We start from the raw sequence: 15631 nt of genomic DNA on the forward strand, positions 1-15631 counted from the left end.
ATGTTGCGCTGGATCTCGCTCGTCCCCGCCGAGATCGTGTACTGTCGCGCGGCGAGCACGCGGTTGAACCAGCGCGGCGCGTCGGGCACCGTCTCGGACGGCCGATTGACCAGCACGTGCATGCCGAGCAGCTCGCCGGCCGCGTCGGCGATCCGGACGCCCAGCTCGGAACCGGTGAGCTTGAGGATGGATCCCTCGGGCCCCGGCGGCTCGCCGCGGAGCTGGCGCGTCAGGTTCCGGAGCCGCGTGTACTTGAATACCTCGGCGTCGATGGCGAGCTGGGCCAGCCGCTGACGGATCCAGGGGTTCTCCCACGCGGGGCGCCCACCGATGGGCACCTGACGGGCCAGCTGCACGAGCCGCGCGATCTGCGCGGTGTAACCGCGCGAGCCCGCGGAATGACGCTCGTACATCAGCGTGGTCGTCGACACCTTCCAGCCCTGGTTGATCGGACCCAGCAGGTTCGCCTTGGGCACCTTCACGTCGGCGAAGAAGACCTCGTTGAAGTGATGATGCCCGGTCATGAGCACGAGCGGGCGCACGCTGATCCCGGGCGTGGCCATGGGCACGAGGAGGCAGCTGATGCCCTTGTGCTTGGGCGCCTGCGGGTCGGTGCGCACGAGCAGGATGATCCAGTGCGCGAACTGCGCGCCCGAGGTCCAGACCTTCTGGCCGTTGACGACGAAGTGGTCGCCGGCGTCGACAGCGCGTGTCTGGAGGGCGGCCAGGTCCGAGCCGGCGCCGGGCTCGGAGAAGCCCTGGCACCAGACCTCGTCGGCGTTCAGGATGGCGGGAAGGTGCCCGCGCCTCTGCTCATCGGTGCCCCAGTGGATGAGGGTGGGGCCGACCAGGTTCAGGGCCATGTTCCCCGGAAGCACGGGGGCGCGCGCGGCCGCGTACTCCTCGTCCCAGATGACGCGCTCAATGAGCCCGGCCCCTCGGCCTCCATATTCCTTCAGCCACGTGATGCCCACCCAGCCCGCCGCGTGCATGGTCTTCTGCCAGGCGCGCCGGCGCTCGAAAGTGTCGCGGTCGGAGGCGACCCGGTCGTCGGCGGGATCGTCCAGGCAGAGCTCGGACGGGAGATTGGTGGCGAGCCAGTCGCGGAATTCCTTGCGAAACGCCTCGTGCTCTTGCGCGTACTCGAAGTCCATGGCGCTCTGGGCGCTAGCATATACTTTCCGCGGCCGGCGCGCCGGAAAACCGCGGCGAGAATCGGCACACCGTGGACCCAGCTTGACACCGACTGGAGCGCGGAGCAGAGTCACGCCATCCGCACCTAGCCGGCGCTCGGAGAGGCGCATGCCACCGGAGTCGGTCCTCGAGATTCCTTCCATAGCCCCGACGGCCATGCCGATGGTCGGCGGGAACCCATGCGTCTCGCGTCCGGCAGGACAGCGGCAGGGAGGGCACGTCAATGAAGAAGCGCACAGGTAGGAGCAAGGCGAAGGCCAAGCCCCGGCCGTCCCCCGCGGCCAGGGCGCGCAAAGCGGCCAGCCCGGGCGCCACGGGGCTTCGTCCCATCAAGGGCGCCCGGCGCCACGAGATGGGAGGGGTCAAGATCGACTCGGTGGCCGCGGCCAATGGTCAGGTCAAGCGCGTCGTGTACCCGCCCGGATTCCGCTGGTCCACCCACATGAAGCCGCTCATCGGCACCGAGCTCTGCATGCACGGGCACGTGGGCTTTCTGACCTCGGGGCGCGTAGAGGGCAAGTATGGCGACGGCTGCGTCTTCGAGTTCGCGGCGCCGCAGGTGGTGGTGGTCGAGCCCGGCCACGACGCCTGGGTCGTGGGACGCGAGCCCGCCGTGCTCATCCAGTTCGATGCCGCGGCGGAAACGGCGCAGCGCTTCGGGCTGCCTGCCGAGCATCGCCACGCCGGGTAAGCACTGGGCCAAGTTGCGAGCCAGACCAACTCAGCCCTCGCCTCGGGCTGCGCCCTCAGCTCGAACTGCCACGCCCGAGGGAGCCCGCAATGCGAGGCGTACGTGGCCTTTCGAGCTGAAGGCGAAGCCCGAGGCGAGGGCTGAGTGGATCGTACGTTGAGCGTTGCGGGCGACCGAGAACGTGGTCCTTCGAGCTGAGCAGGGAAGCTGCGAGGCGAGAGCTGAGTAGAACTGGCGAAGCAAATTGGCCCAGTGCTCAGTTGATGCGGCGCTCGCGCCCTTTCCAGTAGGGCTCGCGCAGCTCGCGCTTGAGCAGCTTGCCCGAGGGGTTGCGCGGAAGCGACTCCGCGAAGTCCACGGAGGTCGGACACTTGTAGTGCGCGAGGCGCTGGCGCGCGAAGGCGATGATCTCCTCTGGCCGCACCTCCATGCTCGTTTTCGGGACGACGATGGCTTTGACCGTCTCGCCCCACCGGTCGTCCGGCACGCCGATGACTGCGACGTCGGCGATGGCCGGATGGTCGGACAGTGCGTTCTCGACCTCGGCCGGGTACACGTTCTCGCCGCCCGAGATGATCATGTCCTTCACCCGGTCGGTGAGGAAGAGATAGCCGTCCTCGTCGAGAAAGCCGGCGTCGCCCGTCCTGAGCCACCCGTCGGCGCCGAGCGTCCGGGCGGTCTCGTCCGGTTTGCCCCAGTAGCCCTTGAAGTTCTGCACCGACCGGGTCCAGATCTCTCCCACCACCCCTCGCGCGCACTCCGCTCCTCCCCCCGGCTCGACGATGCGCAGCTCCACCCAGGGGAAGGGCTTGCCTGCCGAGCGGAGCAGGCGCGCACGTGGCCCGTCAGGATCGTGATCGCTGGCGGGAAGCTGGGTGATGGCCCCCGTCGATTCCGTGAGCCCGTAGACCTGGATGAAGGGACAGCGGAGCGCTTTCATCGAGCGGACGAGCACCTCGTTCGTGATCGGCGAGGCGCCGTAGACGATAGATCGCAGTGCCGAGTAGTCCCGGTCGGCCGCGCCCGGGACCATGGTGAGGAACTGGAGCATGGCCGGCACGAAGAGCGCATTGGTGACCTGGTGTCGCTCCAGGGTGGCGAGAATTTCCGGCGGCACGAACTCGCGGACCAGGATCGAGTGGCAGCCCATGCCCATGCCGACGAGGGCCCAGCCCGAGCCGCCGATGTGAAAGAGCGGCATGCACACGAGATTCACGGAGGTCTCGTCGAAATGCCAGAACGGCCCGACCCGGGGCAGGAGCGTGCCGAGGCTTCCGTTGGTCAGCATGGCGCCCTTCGGCAAGCCCGTGGTGCCCGACGTGTAGAGCTGCATCGCCACGTCGTCCGGCGCGGAGGTCCGCTCCGGATCGTCGGCCGGATGGCGGGCCGTCCACGCCTCGTAGGATTCGTGGCGCCCGTGGGCGCTGATGACGATGATCTTCTCGACCGTCTTGAGGTTGCCTTCCATCTCCTCGAGATGGCCGAGGAAGTCGGGACCCACAAAGAGGAGCTTGGCCTCGGCGTCATTGATGACGTAGGCCATCTCGCCCGGAGTCAGCCGCCAGTTCACGGCCACGTTGACGACATTGGCCTTGCCGCCCCCGAAAAGGACCTCGAAGTACTCGGGGCCATTCTTGTCCAGGAAAGCGATCCGGCTCTGCTCGGCGAGCCCGGCGGCCCGCAGCCCCTGGGCCACGCGGCTCGACCGCGCGTCCATCTCCGACCACGTGATCAGGCGCTCGCCATAGGTGATCATGGGGTGGGCGCCCCGCGCGCGCGCATGCTCCCTGACGATACGACCGAGCGACCAGGACATTTCGCGGCCTCCCTGTCAGCGAAGGTATGAGAGGCCAAGAATATAGGTGACGAGGCCTGCTCGGCGAGCCTAAACTCTCACCTGCCTGGAGAGCGCATGGCGACACGAAAGCTCGGCGAAGTCGTCCAGCAATTGCGGGAGGCCCGGGGCCTCAGCCAGGCCCAGCTCGCCGAGCGCGCCCAGGTCTCCGTGAGCTTCGTGTCCATTCTCGAGGGTGGGCAAGCGGGGCACAATCCGCCCGCGGCCATCGTGCAGCGGTTGGCGCGAGCGCTGGGCGTGACCCCCAGCAAGCTAACCGAAGGGGAGGAGTCTCCATGATGCGCATCGCGTGGTTGCTGGTGCTTCTCGTCACCTTGCTGTTCCCCGCCGCCGCCGTCCAGGCTCCCGCCCAGCAGAAGACGCTGGTCGTCACCGGCTATGGCGGGCGCTGGTCCGAGGTCATGAAGAAGGCGCTGATTGAGCCCTTCGAGAAGCAGCACGGCGTCAAGATCGAGCTCGTCACGGGCATCACCACGGAGTGGGTGGCCAAGCTCATGGCGGGAGGTCCCGACAATCCGCCCTTCGACGTCGTGATGGGCAACGAGCCGCCCTTCCCCATCCCCCGTGAGCGCGGCTTCTTCGAGCCGCGCAACCTGGCCCTCGCGCCCAACATCAAGCACGTGTACGACAAGGCCCTGATCGGGGACACGAGCCTCGCCATCTTCTGGGCGCGTATCGGGATCGCGTACCGCACGGATGCCGTCTCCAAGAAGCCCACGTCCTGGAAGGATCTCTGGGACGATGCCTACGCGGGGCGCCGCGGCACCTACGTGATCGGCAACACCCTCGGCATCAACTTCCTGTTCATGGTGTCGAAGGTCTACGGCAAGGAGTACTTCGACGTGGACGCGGGCATCGCGGCCATCAAGCGCATGCAGCCGAAGCTCGTGGACTTCACGGGCACCATGGAGAAGTATCTCGAGTCGAAGGAGGTCGTGATCGCCGTGATGCACGACGCCACCGCGTACGACCTCCAGAAACGCGGGATCCCGGTCGACTGGGCCGCGCCCGTGGAAGGGGTACCCATCCTCGACCAGGTCATCCAGGTCACGAAGGGCTCAAAGAACAAGGACCTCGCCTGGAAGCTCGTCGATGCGTACCTCTCTCCGGAGGTGCAGACGGCCTTCGCGACTGAGCTCTTCTTCAGCCCGACCAACAAGACGGTCAAGCTGCCGGCGGACGTTGCCCGGAAGATCATCAACGGTCCCGCCGATGTCGACAAGCTCGTGCTCTTCGACTGGGCCAAGGTCGCCCGGCAGCGTCCCCAGTGGACGGAGCGCTGGAACAAGGAGCTGCGCTGAGCGTCGCTCCGCCACCCGACGTCGAGCTCCGGGGACTCGCCAAGCGCTTCGGGGAGACTCTGGCCCTCGACGGCGTGTCGCTCGCCGTCCACGCCGGCGAGTTCTTCACGCTCCTGGGCCCGTCGGGTTGTGGCAAGACGACGACCCTCCGCGCGGTGGCGGGGTTCATCGATCCGTCCGCGGGCGATGTCCTCATCAAGGGGAGCCGGGTCAACGAGGTCCCGCCGCATCGCCGGCGCGTGGGCATGGTCTTCCAGCACTACGCGCTCTTCCCTCATCGCACCGTTTTTCAGAACGTGGCCTTCGGGCTCCGGATGGCGGGAGTGGAGCGCGGCGAGCTCGAGCGCCGCGTCGGCGAGGCGCTCGAGCTGGTGCGGCTGCCCGCCTATGGCGCGCGGTATCCGCGCGAGCTCTCCGGGGGCGAGCAGCAGCGGGTGGCCCTGGCGCGGGCCCTCGTCACGCGGCCCGCCGTGCTCCTCCTCGACGAGCCCCTCGGCGCCCTCGACAAGCAGCTTCGCGACCACATGCAGATCGAGCTCAAGAGCTTGCAGCGCGAAGTCGGCATCACCACCATCTACGTCACCCATGACCAGGACGAGGCGCTGACCATGTCGGATCGTATCGCGGTCATGCGCGGCGGCCGGCTGGAGCAGATCGGCGCGCCCCGCGACATCTACGAGAGCCCGCGCACCGTCTTCGTGGCCGCCTTCATCGGGACCACGAATCTCTTGCCCGTGCGGGTCCTCGGGGGCACCGAAGTCGAGTGGGGACGGGCCCGCGTCCGCACGGCCCGTCCCGCGGGCGGCCCCGGAGCATCGGTGACCCTCGCCCTCCGGCCGGAGCGTGTGAGGCTCGAGCCCGATGGCCGGGCCGACAATGTGGTGGCCGCGGACATCGCTCACGTCGTCTACCAGGGGGAGACGGTGCGCTACATCCTCCGGACCGAGGAAGGGCTCGAGCTCCAGGCAGTGGAGCTCGGCCAGACCCGCTTCGCGCCGGGCGCGCGCGTTCGCGCGGGCTGGGCCGCGGATGACGCCCGCGTCCTGGAGGGATAGCGACACCGATGCGCGAGGTTCCCCCTCACCCTGCCCTCTCCCCCACTGGGGGAGAGGGATACAAGGCGGGGAAGACGCGGGATTATCTCTATCCCTCTCCCCCGTCGCGGGGGAGAGGGCCGCAGTTCGAGCTGAAGGGCGAAGCCCTGAGGCGAGGGCTGAGTAAATGAGGGGGTGCACATGAGGACAGGAGCGCGTTCATGAATCGACCGGGCGAGGGAGGCCAAGCCATGCGCCCCATCGTCGGCATGATCACCATCGGTCAATCGCCGCGCTCGGACGTGGTGCCCGACATGGTCGAGATCCTCGGCCCGGGTGTGGAGATCCGCGAGCGGGGCGCTCTGGATGGCCTGTCTCCACGGGAGATCGCCGCCCTCGCCCCGGAACCCGACGACGACCTCCTCGTCACGCGCCTCGCCGACGGCTCGAGCGTGTTCGTGGCCAAGCGCCACATGGTGGCACGCGTGCAGGCGCGCATAGACGAGCTCGAAGCCGGCGGCGTGGCCATGACCGCGCTGCTCTGCACGGGCGCCTTCCCGCGCTTCCGCTCGCGGCGCCCCTTCGTCGAGCCCCAGGAGGTCCTGCTCGGTCTTCTGCGCGGCCTGTCGTGGGAAGGGCGGCTGGGCATCCTCACCCCCTCGGTCCCTCACGTCCCCCAGACGGAGGCGCGCTGGCGCTCCGCGGGCTTCGACCCCGTCGTGGTGCCGCTCTCACCGTATGAGGAGGAGGATCCGGCCGCCCTTCACGACGCCCGGGCGGCTCTGAGCGATGGCAAGGCCGGGCTCGTCGTCATGGATTGCATCGGGTTCAGGCGGAAGACGCGCGACATCCTCCAGCGCGAGCTCGGCGTCCCCGTGCTCGTCGCCAATCTCCTGGTCGCCCGCGTGGTGGCGGAGCTGTGCGGGCTCTGAGCCGGGTGCCGCCCGCGGCCCTCCTCCTCGGGCCGCTCGTCCTGCTTCTCGTGGTCTTCTTCAGCGCCCCCTTGGCCCTGATGCTCGGGATCAGCTTCACGCGCGAGTCCTTCGGCCAGATCTCGTGGCAGCCCACGCTCCTGCAGTACGCGCGCTTCTTCTCCGACACCTTCTATCTGGGCGTGCTCTGGGACACCCTGGTCCTGGGCGCCATCACCACGGCGGCCGCCCTCGTCATGGGGTATCCGCTCGCCTGGCACCTCGCGCGGACGACGAGCCGCTGGAAGCCGGTGCTCCTCGTCTTCGTCCTCTCGCCGCTCCTCGTGGGCATCGTCATCCGCTGCTACGGCTGGATGATCCTGCTCGCCGACCGCGGCCTCGTCAACGCCATGCTGATCGATGGGGGCTGGCGCGCCAAGCCGCTGCCCCTCATGTACAACCGGTTCGGCGTCACCGTGGCCCTTCTGCATGTCTTCCTGCCCTTCATGGTCCTGTCGCTCACCGGCGTGCTCAAGCGCCTCGACCCCCATCTGCTCGAGGCCGCCATGACGCTCGGCGCCTCGCCCCTGCGCGCCTTCCTCGAGGTGACGCTGCCCCTCTCCCTGCCCGGGATCCTGGCCGGCTCGCTCCTCGTCTTCTCGCTGGCCATCAGCTCCTTCGTGGTGCCCATCCTGCTGGGCGGGTTCAAGGTCCAGGTCCTGCCCATGATCATTTACGAGCAGATGCTCTCGGTCTTCGACTGGCCCTTCGGCGCCGCCAACGCCTTCGTCCTCCTCGTGCTGTCCGTGGCCCTGATCGCCCTCTACATCCGCGCCACCGAGCGCGCCCTCCGGGGCATTCGCTGATGCTGCGCGCCGTCACCGCGGCCGTGTACGCCTTCCTGCTCCTCCCCCTGGTGGTGGTGGTGCTGGCCGCCTTCAACGCCGGCAACTACTTCACCTTTCCCCCGCAGGGGTTCTCGCTCAAGTGGTTCGCCAACTTCTTTGCCCGCCGGGAGTTCATGCAAGCGCTCTGGCTGTCGACCCATCTGGGCGTCGCCACCGCGGCGCTCTCCGTCTTGATCGGCCTCCCCGCCGCCGTGGCCCTCGTGCGCGGACGCTTCCGGGGCCGCGACGGCCTCAACGCGTTCGTCATGTCTCCGCTTCTGCTTCCCCAGATCCTGACCGGGGTGGCCATGCTCCAGTTCTTCACCATGCTGGGGTGGGCGCAGACGTACTGGGCGCTCCTCATCGGCCACGTGGTGGTCACGGCGCCCTACGTGATCCGGACCGCCTCGGCCACCCTCTACCACTTCGACCCGGCCCTCGAGGAGGCGGCGCAGAGCCTGGGCGCCTCTCCCCTCCGCGCCTTCTTCGAGGTCACCCTCGGCGTGATCAAGCCGGGTGTGGTGGCCGGGGCGATCTTCGCCTTCGCGATCTCCTTCGACAACTTCACGCTCTCGCTCTTCCTGACCGCGGCCGGGCTCACCCCGCTGCCCATCGAGCTCTTCGCGTATCTCAAGTACTCGTTCGACCCCACGGCCGCGGCCGTCTCCGCCTTCGCCATCGGGGTGGTCCTCGTCCTCGTCCTGGGTATCGCCCGGCTCATGGGCCTCGAAGAGTTCGCCGGCTTCTGAGCACCATGCCGCCCCTCCGCCCCGTCAGTCTCGACGAGATCGAGTCGATCGCCATCGGGGCCTGGATTCTCGGCACGGGCGGCGGGGGCAGCCCGTACCTGGCCCTCCTCAATCTGCGGCGCCTGTATCGGGAGGGCACCGTCGTGTCCCTCATGGATCCGGCCGGGCTCGCCGACGACGATCGTGTCGCCGTGGTCTCCAACATGGGGGCGCCTCTCGTCGGCCAGGAGCGGCTGACCGATCCCCGGACCATCGCCCAGGCCGTCCTCATGATGGAGGAGGTGATCGGGCAGCGCTTCCGCGCCGTCATGTCCCTCGAGATCGGCGGGGGCAACTCGCTCCAGCCCTTCATGGCGGCCGCCCTGCTCGGCTTGCCCGTGGTGGACGCAGACTGCATGGGCCGCGCCTTTCCCGAGGCGCAGATGACGAGCTTCGCCATCCATGATCTGCGGATGTACCCGCTCACCCTCGTGGATGTCCGTGACAATGCCGTGGTGGTGGCGCGCGCGGCCTCGTGGAAGTGGATGGAGCGGCTCTCCCGGACGGCCTGCGTGGCCGTCGGCTCCATCGCCTCCACCTGCAAGGCCCCGCGCACCGGCAAAGAGGTCAAGGAGTGCGCCATCCTCTATTCCACCTCCAAGGCGCTCCGCATCGGCCAGGCGGTGCGCGCGGCCCGGCGGGCGCATGAGGATCCGATCCAGGCCGTGCTGGCCCTCGAAGGCGGCCTGCGTCTCTTCACGGGCAAGATCCAGGACGTCGACCGCCGCGCCACCGAGGGATTCCTGCGCGGCACGGCCACCCTCGACGGCCTCGACGACTTCCGCGGCCGGACGATGCGGCTGGCCTTCCAGAACGAGTTCGCGGTGGCCTGGCTGGACGGGGCGCCCCGCGCCACCACGCCCGATCTGATCTGCGTGCTCGACACCGTCTCCGGCGATGCCATCGGCACCGAGACGCTCCGGTACGGTCAGCGCGTCACCGTGATCGCGCTCCCCGCCCCGCCCATCCTGCTGACGCCCAAGGGGATCGAGCACGTCGGCCCGCGCGCCTTCGGCTACGACCTCGAGTTCGTCTCCGTGTTCGCCTGATGCGGCGCATCGGCATCGACGTGGGCGGGACCAATACCGACGCGGTGCTGCTCGAGGACGATCGCGTCGTGCACGCGGTCAAGACGCCGACCACGCCCGATGTCACGGGGGGCATCGTGAACGCCCTCGAGCTCTTGACGGCTTCGTTGCCCGAGGGCGGGGGCGTGGTGGACGCCGTGATGATCGGGACCACGCACTTCACCAATGCGGTGGTCCAGCGGCGTGACCTGACCGCGGTCGCCGCCGTGCGTATCGGGCTGCCGGCCAGCGCGTCGCTCCCGCCCTTCGAGGACTGGCCGGAGGATCTGGCCCGCCTGGTGCGAGGCGAGGTGTTCATGGTCGAAGGGGGGCACGAGTACGACGGACGCCCCATCGTCCCGCTCGACACCGCGGCGGTCCGTCAGGCCGCACGTCGGATCCGCGAGCGCAGCTTGACGGCGGTGGCCATCGCCTCCGTGTTCTCGCCCCTCAACCCAACCTGCGAGGAAGAGGCCGCGCGCATCTTGCGGGATGAGTGCCCCGGTCTCTCCGTCACCTGCTCGCACGATCTGGGGAGGATCGGCCTCCTCGAGCGGGAGAACGCGACCCTGCTGAACGCCTGCCTGGTCGACCTGGCGAGCCGGACTACTCAGGGCTTCATGGAGGCGCTCGCTCGGAGCAAGATTCGCGCACCCCTCTACATCACCCAGAACGACGGCACCGTGCTCCCGGCCGAGCAGGCGCGGCAATTCCCCGTCTACAGCTTCGCCTCGGGGCCCACCAATAGCATGCGCGGCGCCGCCTTCCTGTCGAAGCGCGACGATGCCATCGTGGTGGACGTGGGCGGGACCACCACGGACATCGGCGCCCTGCGCCACGGCTTTCCGCGCGAGGCCAATAACGTGGTCGAGATCGGCGGCGTCCGGACGCTCTTCCGCATGCCCGACCTGCTCTCGCTCGGGCTCGGCGGCGGCAGCCTGGTTGCTCCCGAGCCGCTCGCCGTGGGACCGCTGAGCGTCGGGTTTCGGCTGACCGAGCGGGCCCGCGTCTTCGGCGGCCCCGACCTGACCGTCACCGACATCGGCGTGGCCGCCCGGCTCGTCGACCTGGGCGCGCGGGAGCGCGTGGCTGATCTTCCCGCGCCGCTCGTGGAGCGGACACTCGCGCGCATCTCCGCCATGATCGAGGAAGGCGTGGACAGGATGAAGACGGAGGCGGCGCCCGTGCCTCTCATCGCCGTCGGGGGCGGCTGCTTCGTCATTCCCGAGCGTCTGGCCGGCGTCTCGGAGGTGGTGCACGTGCCGCATCAGGCCGTGGCCAATGCCGTGGGCGCCGCCATCGCCCAGGTCAGCGGCGAGGTCGACCAGATCTTCCAGGGACTCTCGCGCGAGGAGGCGATTGCCCGGGCGCGGATGCTCGCCGAGGAGCGCGCGGTGCGGGCCGGGGCCGACCCCACGAGCCTCCAGGTGGTCGAGGTCGAGGATTTGCCCTTGGCCTATCTCCCCGGCAACTCGCTGCGCACGCGCGTCAGAGTGGTGGGAGACATCGCCTCGCACTGATCCGGCGAGGCCGAGCTAGCGGGCGCCGCCCCCGTGCCAACTGAAGAACGGATGGACCACAGCCCGCGTCAGAGGGTACAGGCTGGCCGTTCAAGGTCGAGCACGGAGACGAGGCGGCCGAAGCCAATATACTGGCCGATCATCATGCCCAGTTCGACGATCTGCGCGTCGGTGAACTGGACGCGCAGAGTGCGGAAGAAGTCATCGTCGATCTCGTGGTGCGTCAGGGCCATGAGTTCGGCAAAGCGAAGCGCGATCTTTTCCTGCGGGGTGAAGGCGTTGTTCTCTTGATAGGTGTCCAGGGCCGCGATTTTTTCTTCGGTCAAACCGTGTTGCATCGCCGATGCAAAACGCCCCCGCTTTCAGGTAAAGCAGTCGTTGAGCTGCGCCATCTTGATCCGGACGAGCTCTTTGAGCACCGGGTCCACCGCGCCGCCCGTGTGCCAGGGGAAGTAAAACTGAAAGTAGGCGTGGAACATCTCCGGGCAGTGGCCCAAGACCTGGAACAGGGTCGCCTGCTCCTGCCCACTCTCGGCCGCGCGCTCGACGTATTTCGCAAATTCAGGAGTGAGCTGATTTTTTTCCAAGACGCTGAGACGCGCCATGTCCTCCTCCCTTCGTGTTGAAGGCCGGTTCCTCAGTCACCCTTCCTCTGCCTAAGCCGTCAGACCCAAAGGTTCAACGCCGGTGGTGCCCGATTTGATGGGGAAGATGGAGAGGGCCCCTTCCGGCGCTACTATTTGACTCTCGCGTAATTGAGTCACAGATCTGAGCCAGAGAAATTAAGTACTTGCCCGGATTATGCGCGAACACCTGGCCCCCTCACCCTGCCCTCTCCCCCAGTGGGGGAGAGGGATCAGAATGAAGAGAGCAGCGTAGTGAAAGTGTTCTTATCCCTCTCCCCCGCCGCGGGGGAGAGGGCAGGGTGAGGGGGCCATACGACGAGAGAGTGTCCTTCACGAATAGTCCAGGCTAGGGTGTCACCGTATTCGGCGAGTGTCATTAGCGTACTCAGGCACTGGATGACCTCGTCTGCACGGCCGAGCAGAGACGGCTGGATTGTCAGGCCGAGCGCTCTCGCCGTCCTGAGATTTAAGCCCCTCGCGGAACACTTTGACCAACTGTGGGAACTGGTCGGTGCCGCTGGCGGACCCAGGGGCGAACACTCCGATGCGGCGGGTATCAGCCGCTCGCTGCGCCTCCGCCGTGTCCTGATAAGCGGCGAGCTGCACGATAAGGAGGGCCGAGATGAGCGCGAGGGCGAGGGCAGCGCGTGGACCGATCATGGTCAGGCCTGGGCGCCCCGTTCGAGAGGTCATGCCGCCACTGCCGTGTGCTGGCTGAGCACGGTGGCGATTCTGTTCCAGCCGTCGATCCTGCGCAACTTGATCTGCCCGCTTATGCCACCGAGCCTCGAGCATCCTTGACACTCTTCGAGCCGGACATACCACCACTCCGCTGTTCCAGCTCAATGCTGACCCCGGCGACAAGCGCAGACCCCTAACGCACTCCGCGGTCGATGCGACGGCCAGCCTGGTAGACGTCGAGCACGTCCCAGAGCGCGGTGATCTCTCGCGTCGGATCGCCGCGCACCACCATGACGTCGGCGCGCCGGCCGGGGGCGAGGCGCCCGGCCAGCGCGCCCACGCCGATGGAGGCCGCCGCGCCCGCGGTGCCGGCCACGATGGCATCCGAATACGAGAGCCCCGCCTGGGCGAGCATGTGGATCTCGTGCACGAACTCGCCGGGGGCATACCAGCCCCAGGGCGAGTCCGAGCCCGCCGTCATCCGGACACCCGCCTCGCTCATCCGCCGCACGGCATCGATCCGCACGTCGAGGGCCCGCCGGGAGTCTTCGAGCTTCGCCACGAGCTCCGGAGTGAGCTGCCCTTCCCGCTCGCGCGCTTCGCGGAGTCTTTCGATCCCGGCCTTCATCACGTAGAGCGTCGGATTGACCCAGGCCTTGGCCGCGACCAGCCGCTCCACCAGATCGGGCCGGAACCGGTAGGTGCCGTCGGGCTCCGTGAAGATGCAGTGGATGATCATGTCCACATCCGCGTCGAGACAGTTCTGGACGGACTGCGCCGAGGTGCAATGGGCGGCCGTGAGCTTGCCGTGGCGATGGGCCTCGTCGGTCATGGCTACCAGCTCGGGCACGGTGTACGAGGCGCGGTTCGGATCGGAGGTGCGCGTGGAGCCGCCGCTCGCCACGATCTTGATGTAGTCCGCGCCCTCCTTGAGCAGCTTCCGCACCTCCGCGCGCACCGCGGCCTCGCCGTCGGCCTCGGAGCCGAAATAGCCCATGTGCCCACCCGTGATCGAGATGGGGCGCCCGCAGATGACCATGCGCGGCCCGGGGGCGAGCTGGCGCCGTATGCCCTCGCGGAGGGAGAAAGCCACCTGACCCTTGGCGCCGTTCTCGCGCAGCGTCGTCACTCCCGAATGGAGGAGCGTGCGGGCATTCTTGGCCGCCTGCAGGAGCAGGATGTCGTCGTCTTCCTTGGCGACATCGTCGCCGAGCGTGCCATCGCCCGGCGCGACGAGATGCGTGTGCGCGTCCACCAGGCCGGGAAGAATGGTGCCCCCGGCATAGTCTTTTCGGTCCACCGAGGCGCCGACGGCCACGCGGACATCGGTCTGGCGACCGAAGCTCACGATCCGATCGCCCTCCATGAGCAGCGCGGCATGCTCGATGGGCGTGGCGCCGGTCCCATCGAGGAGACGTGCGGCCGTGAGCAGCGTGAAGTGCACGGATGTCTCAGTCATGCGGTCGCATTCCTCCAGACTGCGCGGTGGGGAAAACGCCGCGCCCACCGTAGCACAGGCCGGTCACAAATGGACTGCTCCTTCCCGCGCCAACGGAAAATGCAGAGCCGGGCGCGGGCGACAGCAATGGACCACCGCCGCTCTGCCGCGCCCGGCCCGATCCGCCTAGTTGCCGTTCGAAAGCTCCACGAACTCGAATGACATCACGCTCAGCTGATACGACGAGCTGGCGGGGACCTGGAGGTCGAAGTAGCTTCGGCCTCTCGCCGGCACGGTGTCGCCGATGGGCTGGATCACGTTCCTGATGGGCCGCCCCGCGGCGTCCACGGCCGTGATCTGCAGCTCAACGCCCTGCGCGGCCTCGCCGTAGTCATTGTAGACGTACCCCGTGAGCCTGGACATGCCCGGCCGTCCCCCTTCGGCCGTCCACTCGACGTGGAAATACTCGTCGCCAAGCGTGGCCGCTTGCCGGGGGACCGCCGCGTTTCTCTCGAAGGTGGTCGGATCGTCGGCATTGCCAGCCGCGGCAATGCCTCCGGTACCGGCCGCGGTTCCGGCAAGCGCGGCTCCCAGAATCGCGACGACAGTGATGACCGACGTGTGGATCCTGATCATGATCGTGCCCTCCTTACGTGATTCGCTCACGTGATTGACAGTGTGCTCGTGTCGGCCTGCGGCTCGGCTTTTCGCGCGCCCTTCAGCGGGGCGCGGACAGCGGGTCGGCAGACCAGGAGACAGCGAGAGTCGAGTCTCGACAGTATTCCTACGCGGGAGGGGGCGCGCGAGCATGGAGAGTGACGGCGCAGACACTGAAGGATGCCTTCTCGGGAGGCAGCGCTGGGGTAGCGGTCGGAGGCGGAATTACGTGAAGCCCGGCCGGATCCACGGGCCCGACGAGCCCGCTCGCCAACGTGACGAGCACGACAACATCGTCGAGGTCCGCGTTGTCATAGATACCGGGGATCCACGACGCATCCGGCGGACTCGCGTAGGCGAGCCCGGTCAGCGTGACGAGGACTCCGAGGGTGACCACGACCAAGAAGGCCCGCGAGATAGTCGTCTTGACAGCGCCTTCGCTCATGACGGTCTCAGAGCTACTCCCCGATCGCGTGCGTGTCAAGCGATAGCTCGGCGCACGCGAAGCGCTCTCGGCGGCCTCACACTCCTTTACGCGCGACACACGTGGCGTTCACACGGGCCCCGCATCCTCGCCGCGTCGCCGTCCCCCATGCCGGGAAGAGGCTCGGGAGCGGCAGGACCTGAAAGAGGAGGATGCGATGTCCATCGACCGGAAGCGACGGCTCCTGTGGAGTGGCGCGGTGTCACGGATCGCCTGGCCGTGTGTTCGAGATGTCACGTTGACTTCACTTGCGGGTATCCCGATTGGGGCGTAGCCTGGCACCCGTGCGATATCGTGTGACGCTCGTCCCGCTGCTCGGTCTGCTGATGCTCACGCTGGTGGCATTCGCTCACGCGAACCCGCCCGATCAGACATGGCAGCCCGGGATCTACGACGACGCCGACTTCGATGATGTGATCGCCATCATCGTCTCCTGGAGCGGCGCCACGCCGGAGTCGTTCCACGGAGGCCTGGGGCCGCTTCTCGTCGCCGCGGCG

The 15631-nt window shown here is 68.0% G+C and carries 17 protein-coding genes; 10 read left to right on the plus strand and 7 right to left on the minus strand.

Going from position 1 to position 15631, the window contains the following annotated elements; all coding sequences use genetic code 11:
- On the minus strand, positions 1 to 1154 hold a 1154-nt coding region (locus tag VGT00_01905; protein ID HEV8530152.1), incomplete at its 3' end, for an acyl-CoA dehydrogenase family protein.
- A 263-nt stretch (positions 1155 to 1417) separates the two neighbouring features.
- Between VGT00_01905 and VGT00_01910 the strand changes: the two genes are divergently transcribed.
- Entirely contained in the window at positions 1418 to 1885 is a 468-nt protein-coding gene (locus VGT00_01910) for a hypothetical protein (GenBank protein ID HEV8530153.1), read from the plus strand.
- A 256-nt stretch (positions 1886 to 2141) separates the two neighbouring features.
- Here the strand turns inward: VGT00_01910 and VGT00_01915 are convergent, their stop codons facing one another.
- On the minus strand, positions 2142 to 3701 hold the full coding sequence (locus VGT00_01915) for a long-chain-fatty-acid--CoA ligase (GenBank protein HEV8530154.1): 1560 nt from the start codon (positions 3699 to 3701) through the stop codon (positions 2142 to 2144).
- Positions 3702 to 3797: 96 nt separating this feature from the next.
- Between VGT00_01915 and VGT00_01920 the strand changes: the two genes are divergently transcribed.
- From VGT00_01920 to VGT00_01955, 8 genes are all read left to right on the plus strand, one after another.
- Positions 3798 to 4019 carry a helix-turn-helix transcriptional regulator gene (locus tag VGT00_01920; protein ID HEV8530155.1) on the plus strand — a complete coding sequence of 74 codons (222 nt, stop codon included), beginning with the start codon at positions 3798 to 3800 and terminating at the stop codon, positions 4017 to 4019.
- Positions 4016 to 5041 carry an ABC transporter substrate-binding protein gene (locus VGT00_01925; protein ID HEV8530156.1) on the plus strand — a complete coding sequence of 342 codons (1026 nt, stop codon included), beginning with the start codon at positions 4016 to 4018 and terminating at the stop codon, positions 5039 to 5041. Before VGT00_01920 ends, VGT00_01925 begins: the two co-directional genes overlap by 4 nt.
- Positions 5008 to 6096, plus strand: coding sequence for an ABC transporter ATP-binding protein (locus tag VGT00_01930; GenBank protein ID HEV8530157.1), 1089 nt, complete (start codon positions 5008 to 5010; stop codon positions 6094 to 6096). Before VGT00_01925 ends, VGT00_01930 begins: the two co-directional genes overlap by 34 nt.
- Positions 6097 to 6326: 230 nt before the next feature.
- Positions 6327 to 7007: an AroM family protein gene (locus VGT00_01935; GenBank protein ID HEV8530158.1), complete on the plus strand. Its 681-nt coding sequence runs from the start codon at positions 6327 to 6329 to the stop codon at positions 7005 to 7007.
- Positions 6995 to 7852: an ABC transporter permease gene (locus tag VGT00_01940; protein HEV8530159.1), complete on the plus strand. Its 858-nt coding sequence runs from the start codon at positions 6995 to 6997 to the stop codon at positions 7850 to 7852. Before VGT00_01935 ends, VGT00_01940 begins: the two co-directional genes overlap by 13 nt.
- Complete coding sequence (locus VGT00_01945) at positions 7852 to 8622, plus strand: ABC transporter permease (protein HEV8530160.1); 771 nt, start codon at positions 7852 to 7854, stop codon at positions 8620 to 8622. Before VGT00_01940 ends, VGT00_01945 begins: the two co-directional genes overlap by 1 nt.
- Before the next feature lie 5 nt (positions 8623 to 8627).
- Positions 8628 to 9710 (plus strand): DUF917 domain-containing protein, encoded by a 1083-nt coding sequence (locus VGT00_01950; protein HEV8530161.1) that lies wholly within the window; start codon positions 8628 to 8630, stop codon positions 9708 to 9710.
- Positions 9710 to 11248, plus strand: coding sequence for a hydantoinase/oxoprolinase family protein (locus VGT00_01955; GenBank protein HEV8530162.1), 1539 nt, complete (start codon positions 9710 to 9712; stop codon positions 11246 to 11248). The genes VGT00_01950 and VGT00_01955 overlap by 1 nt, the downstream gene beginning before the upstream one ends.
- A gap of 68 nt (positions 11249 to 11316) precedes the next feature.
- Here VGT00_01955 and VGT00_01960 read toward each other — a convergent pair whose 3' ends face one another.
- The 5 genes from VGT00_01960 to VGT00_01980 all read right to left on the minus strand — a co-directional run bounded on the left by VGT00_01960 (position 11317) and on the right by VGT00_01980 (position 15095).
- A complete protein-coding gene (locus tag VGT00_01960) occupies positions 11317 to 11574 on the minus strand; it encodes a hypothetical protein (GenBank protein ID HEV8530163.1) in 258 nt (85 codons plus the stop codon).
- Positions 11575 to 11610: 36 nt separating this feature from the next.
- A complete protein-coding gene (locus VGT00_01965; GenBank protein HEV8530164.1) occupies positions 11611 to 11853 on the minus strand; it encodes a carboxymuconolactone decarboxylase family protein in 243 nt (80 codons plus the stop codon).
- Between the two features lie 895 nt (positions 11854 to 12748).
- Positions 12749 to 14014, minus strand: coding sequence for an amidohydrolase family protein (locus VGT00_01970; protein HEV8530165.1), 1266 nt, complete (start codon positions 14012 to 14014; stop codon positions 12749 to 12751).
- Between the two features lie 165 nt (positions 14015 to 14179).
- Entirely contained in the window at positions 14180 to 14629 is a 450-nt protein-coding gene (locus VGT00_01975; protein ID HEV8530166.1) for a hypothetical protein, read from the minus strand.
- 148 nt (positions 14630 to 14777) lie between these two features.
- The gene (locus VGT00_01980) at positions 14778 to 15095 is read right to left on the minus strand and encodes a hypothetical protein (GenBank protein ID HEV8530167.1); all 318 of its coding nucleotides are present in this window, start codon (positions 15093 to 15095) and stop codon (positions 14778 to 14780) included.
- A gap of 323 nt (positions 15096 to 15418) precedes the next feature.
- Here VGT00_01980 and VGT00_01985 point away from each other — a divergent pair.
- The coding region (locus tag VGT00_01985) for a hypothetical protein (GenBank protein HEV8530168.1) at positions 15419 to 15631 on the plus strand (213 nt) is incomplete at its 3' end.

Source organism: Candidatus Methylomirabilota bacterium (genome assembly GCA_036002485.1).
In the GTDB taxonomy this organism is placed as follows: domain Bacteria; phylum Methylomirabilota; class Methylomirabilia; order Rokubacteriales; family CSP1-6; genus AR37.

Bases quoted from the DNA above. Each gene is read 5' to 3' on its own strand.
- VGT00_01910 (HEV8530153.1), top strand. From the start codon at position 1,418: ATGAAGAAGCGCACAGGTAGGAGCAAGGCGAAGGCCAAGCCCCGGCCG.
- VGT00_01915 (HEV8530154.1), bottom strand. From the start codon at position 3,701: ATGTCCTGGTCGCTCGGTCGTATCGTCAGGGAGCATGCGCGCGCGCGG.
- VGT00_01920 (HEV8530155.1), top strand. From the start codon at position 3,798: ATGGCGACACGAAAGCTCGGCGAAGTCGTCCAGCAATTGCGGGAGGCC.
- VGT00_01925 (HEV8530156.1), top strand. From the start codon at position 4,016: ATGATGCGCATCGCGTGGTTGCTGGTGCTTCTCGTCACCTTGCTGTTC.
- VGT00_01935 (HEV8530158.1), top strand. From the start codon at position 6,327: ATGCGCCCCATCGTCGGCATGATCACCATCGGTCAATCGCCGCGCTCG.
- VGT00_01945 (HEV8530160.1), top strand. From the start codon at position 7,852: ATGCTGCGCGCCGTCACCGCGGCCGTGTACGCCTTCCTGCTCCTCCCC.
- VGT00_01950 (HEV8530161.1), top strand. From the start codon at position 8,628: ATGCCGCCCCTCCGCCCCGTCAGTCTCGACGAGATCGAGTCGATCGCC.
- VGT00_01955 (HEV8530162.1), top strand. From the start codon at position 9,710: ATGCGGCGCATCGGCATCGACGTGGGCGGGACCAATACCGACGCGGTG.
- VGT00_01965 (HEV8530164.1), bottom strand. From the start codon at position 11,853: ATGGCGCGTCTCAGCGTCTTGGAAAAAAATCAGCTCACTCCTGAATTT.
- VGT00_01970 (HEV8530165.1), bottom strand. From the start codon at position 14,014: ATGACTGAGACATCCGTGCACTTCACGCTGCTCACGGCCGCACGTCTC.
- VGT00_01975 (HEV8530166.1), bottom strand. From the start codon at position 14,629: ATGATCAGGATCCACACGTCGGTCATCACTGTCGTCGCGATTCTGGGA.
- VGT00_01980 (HEV8530167.1), bottom strand. From the start codon at position 15,095: ATGAGCGAAGGCGCTGTCAAGACGACTATCTCGCGGGCCTTCTTGGTC.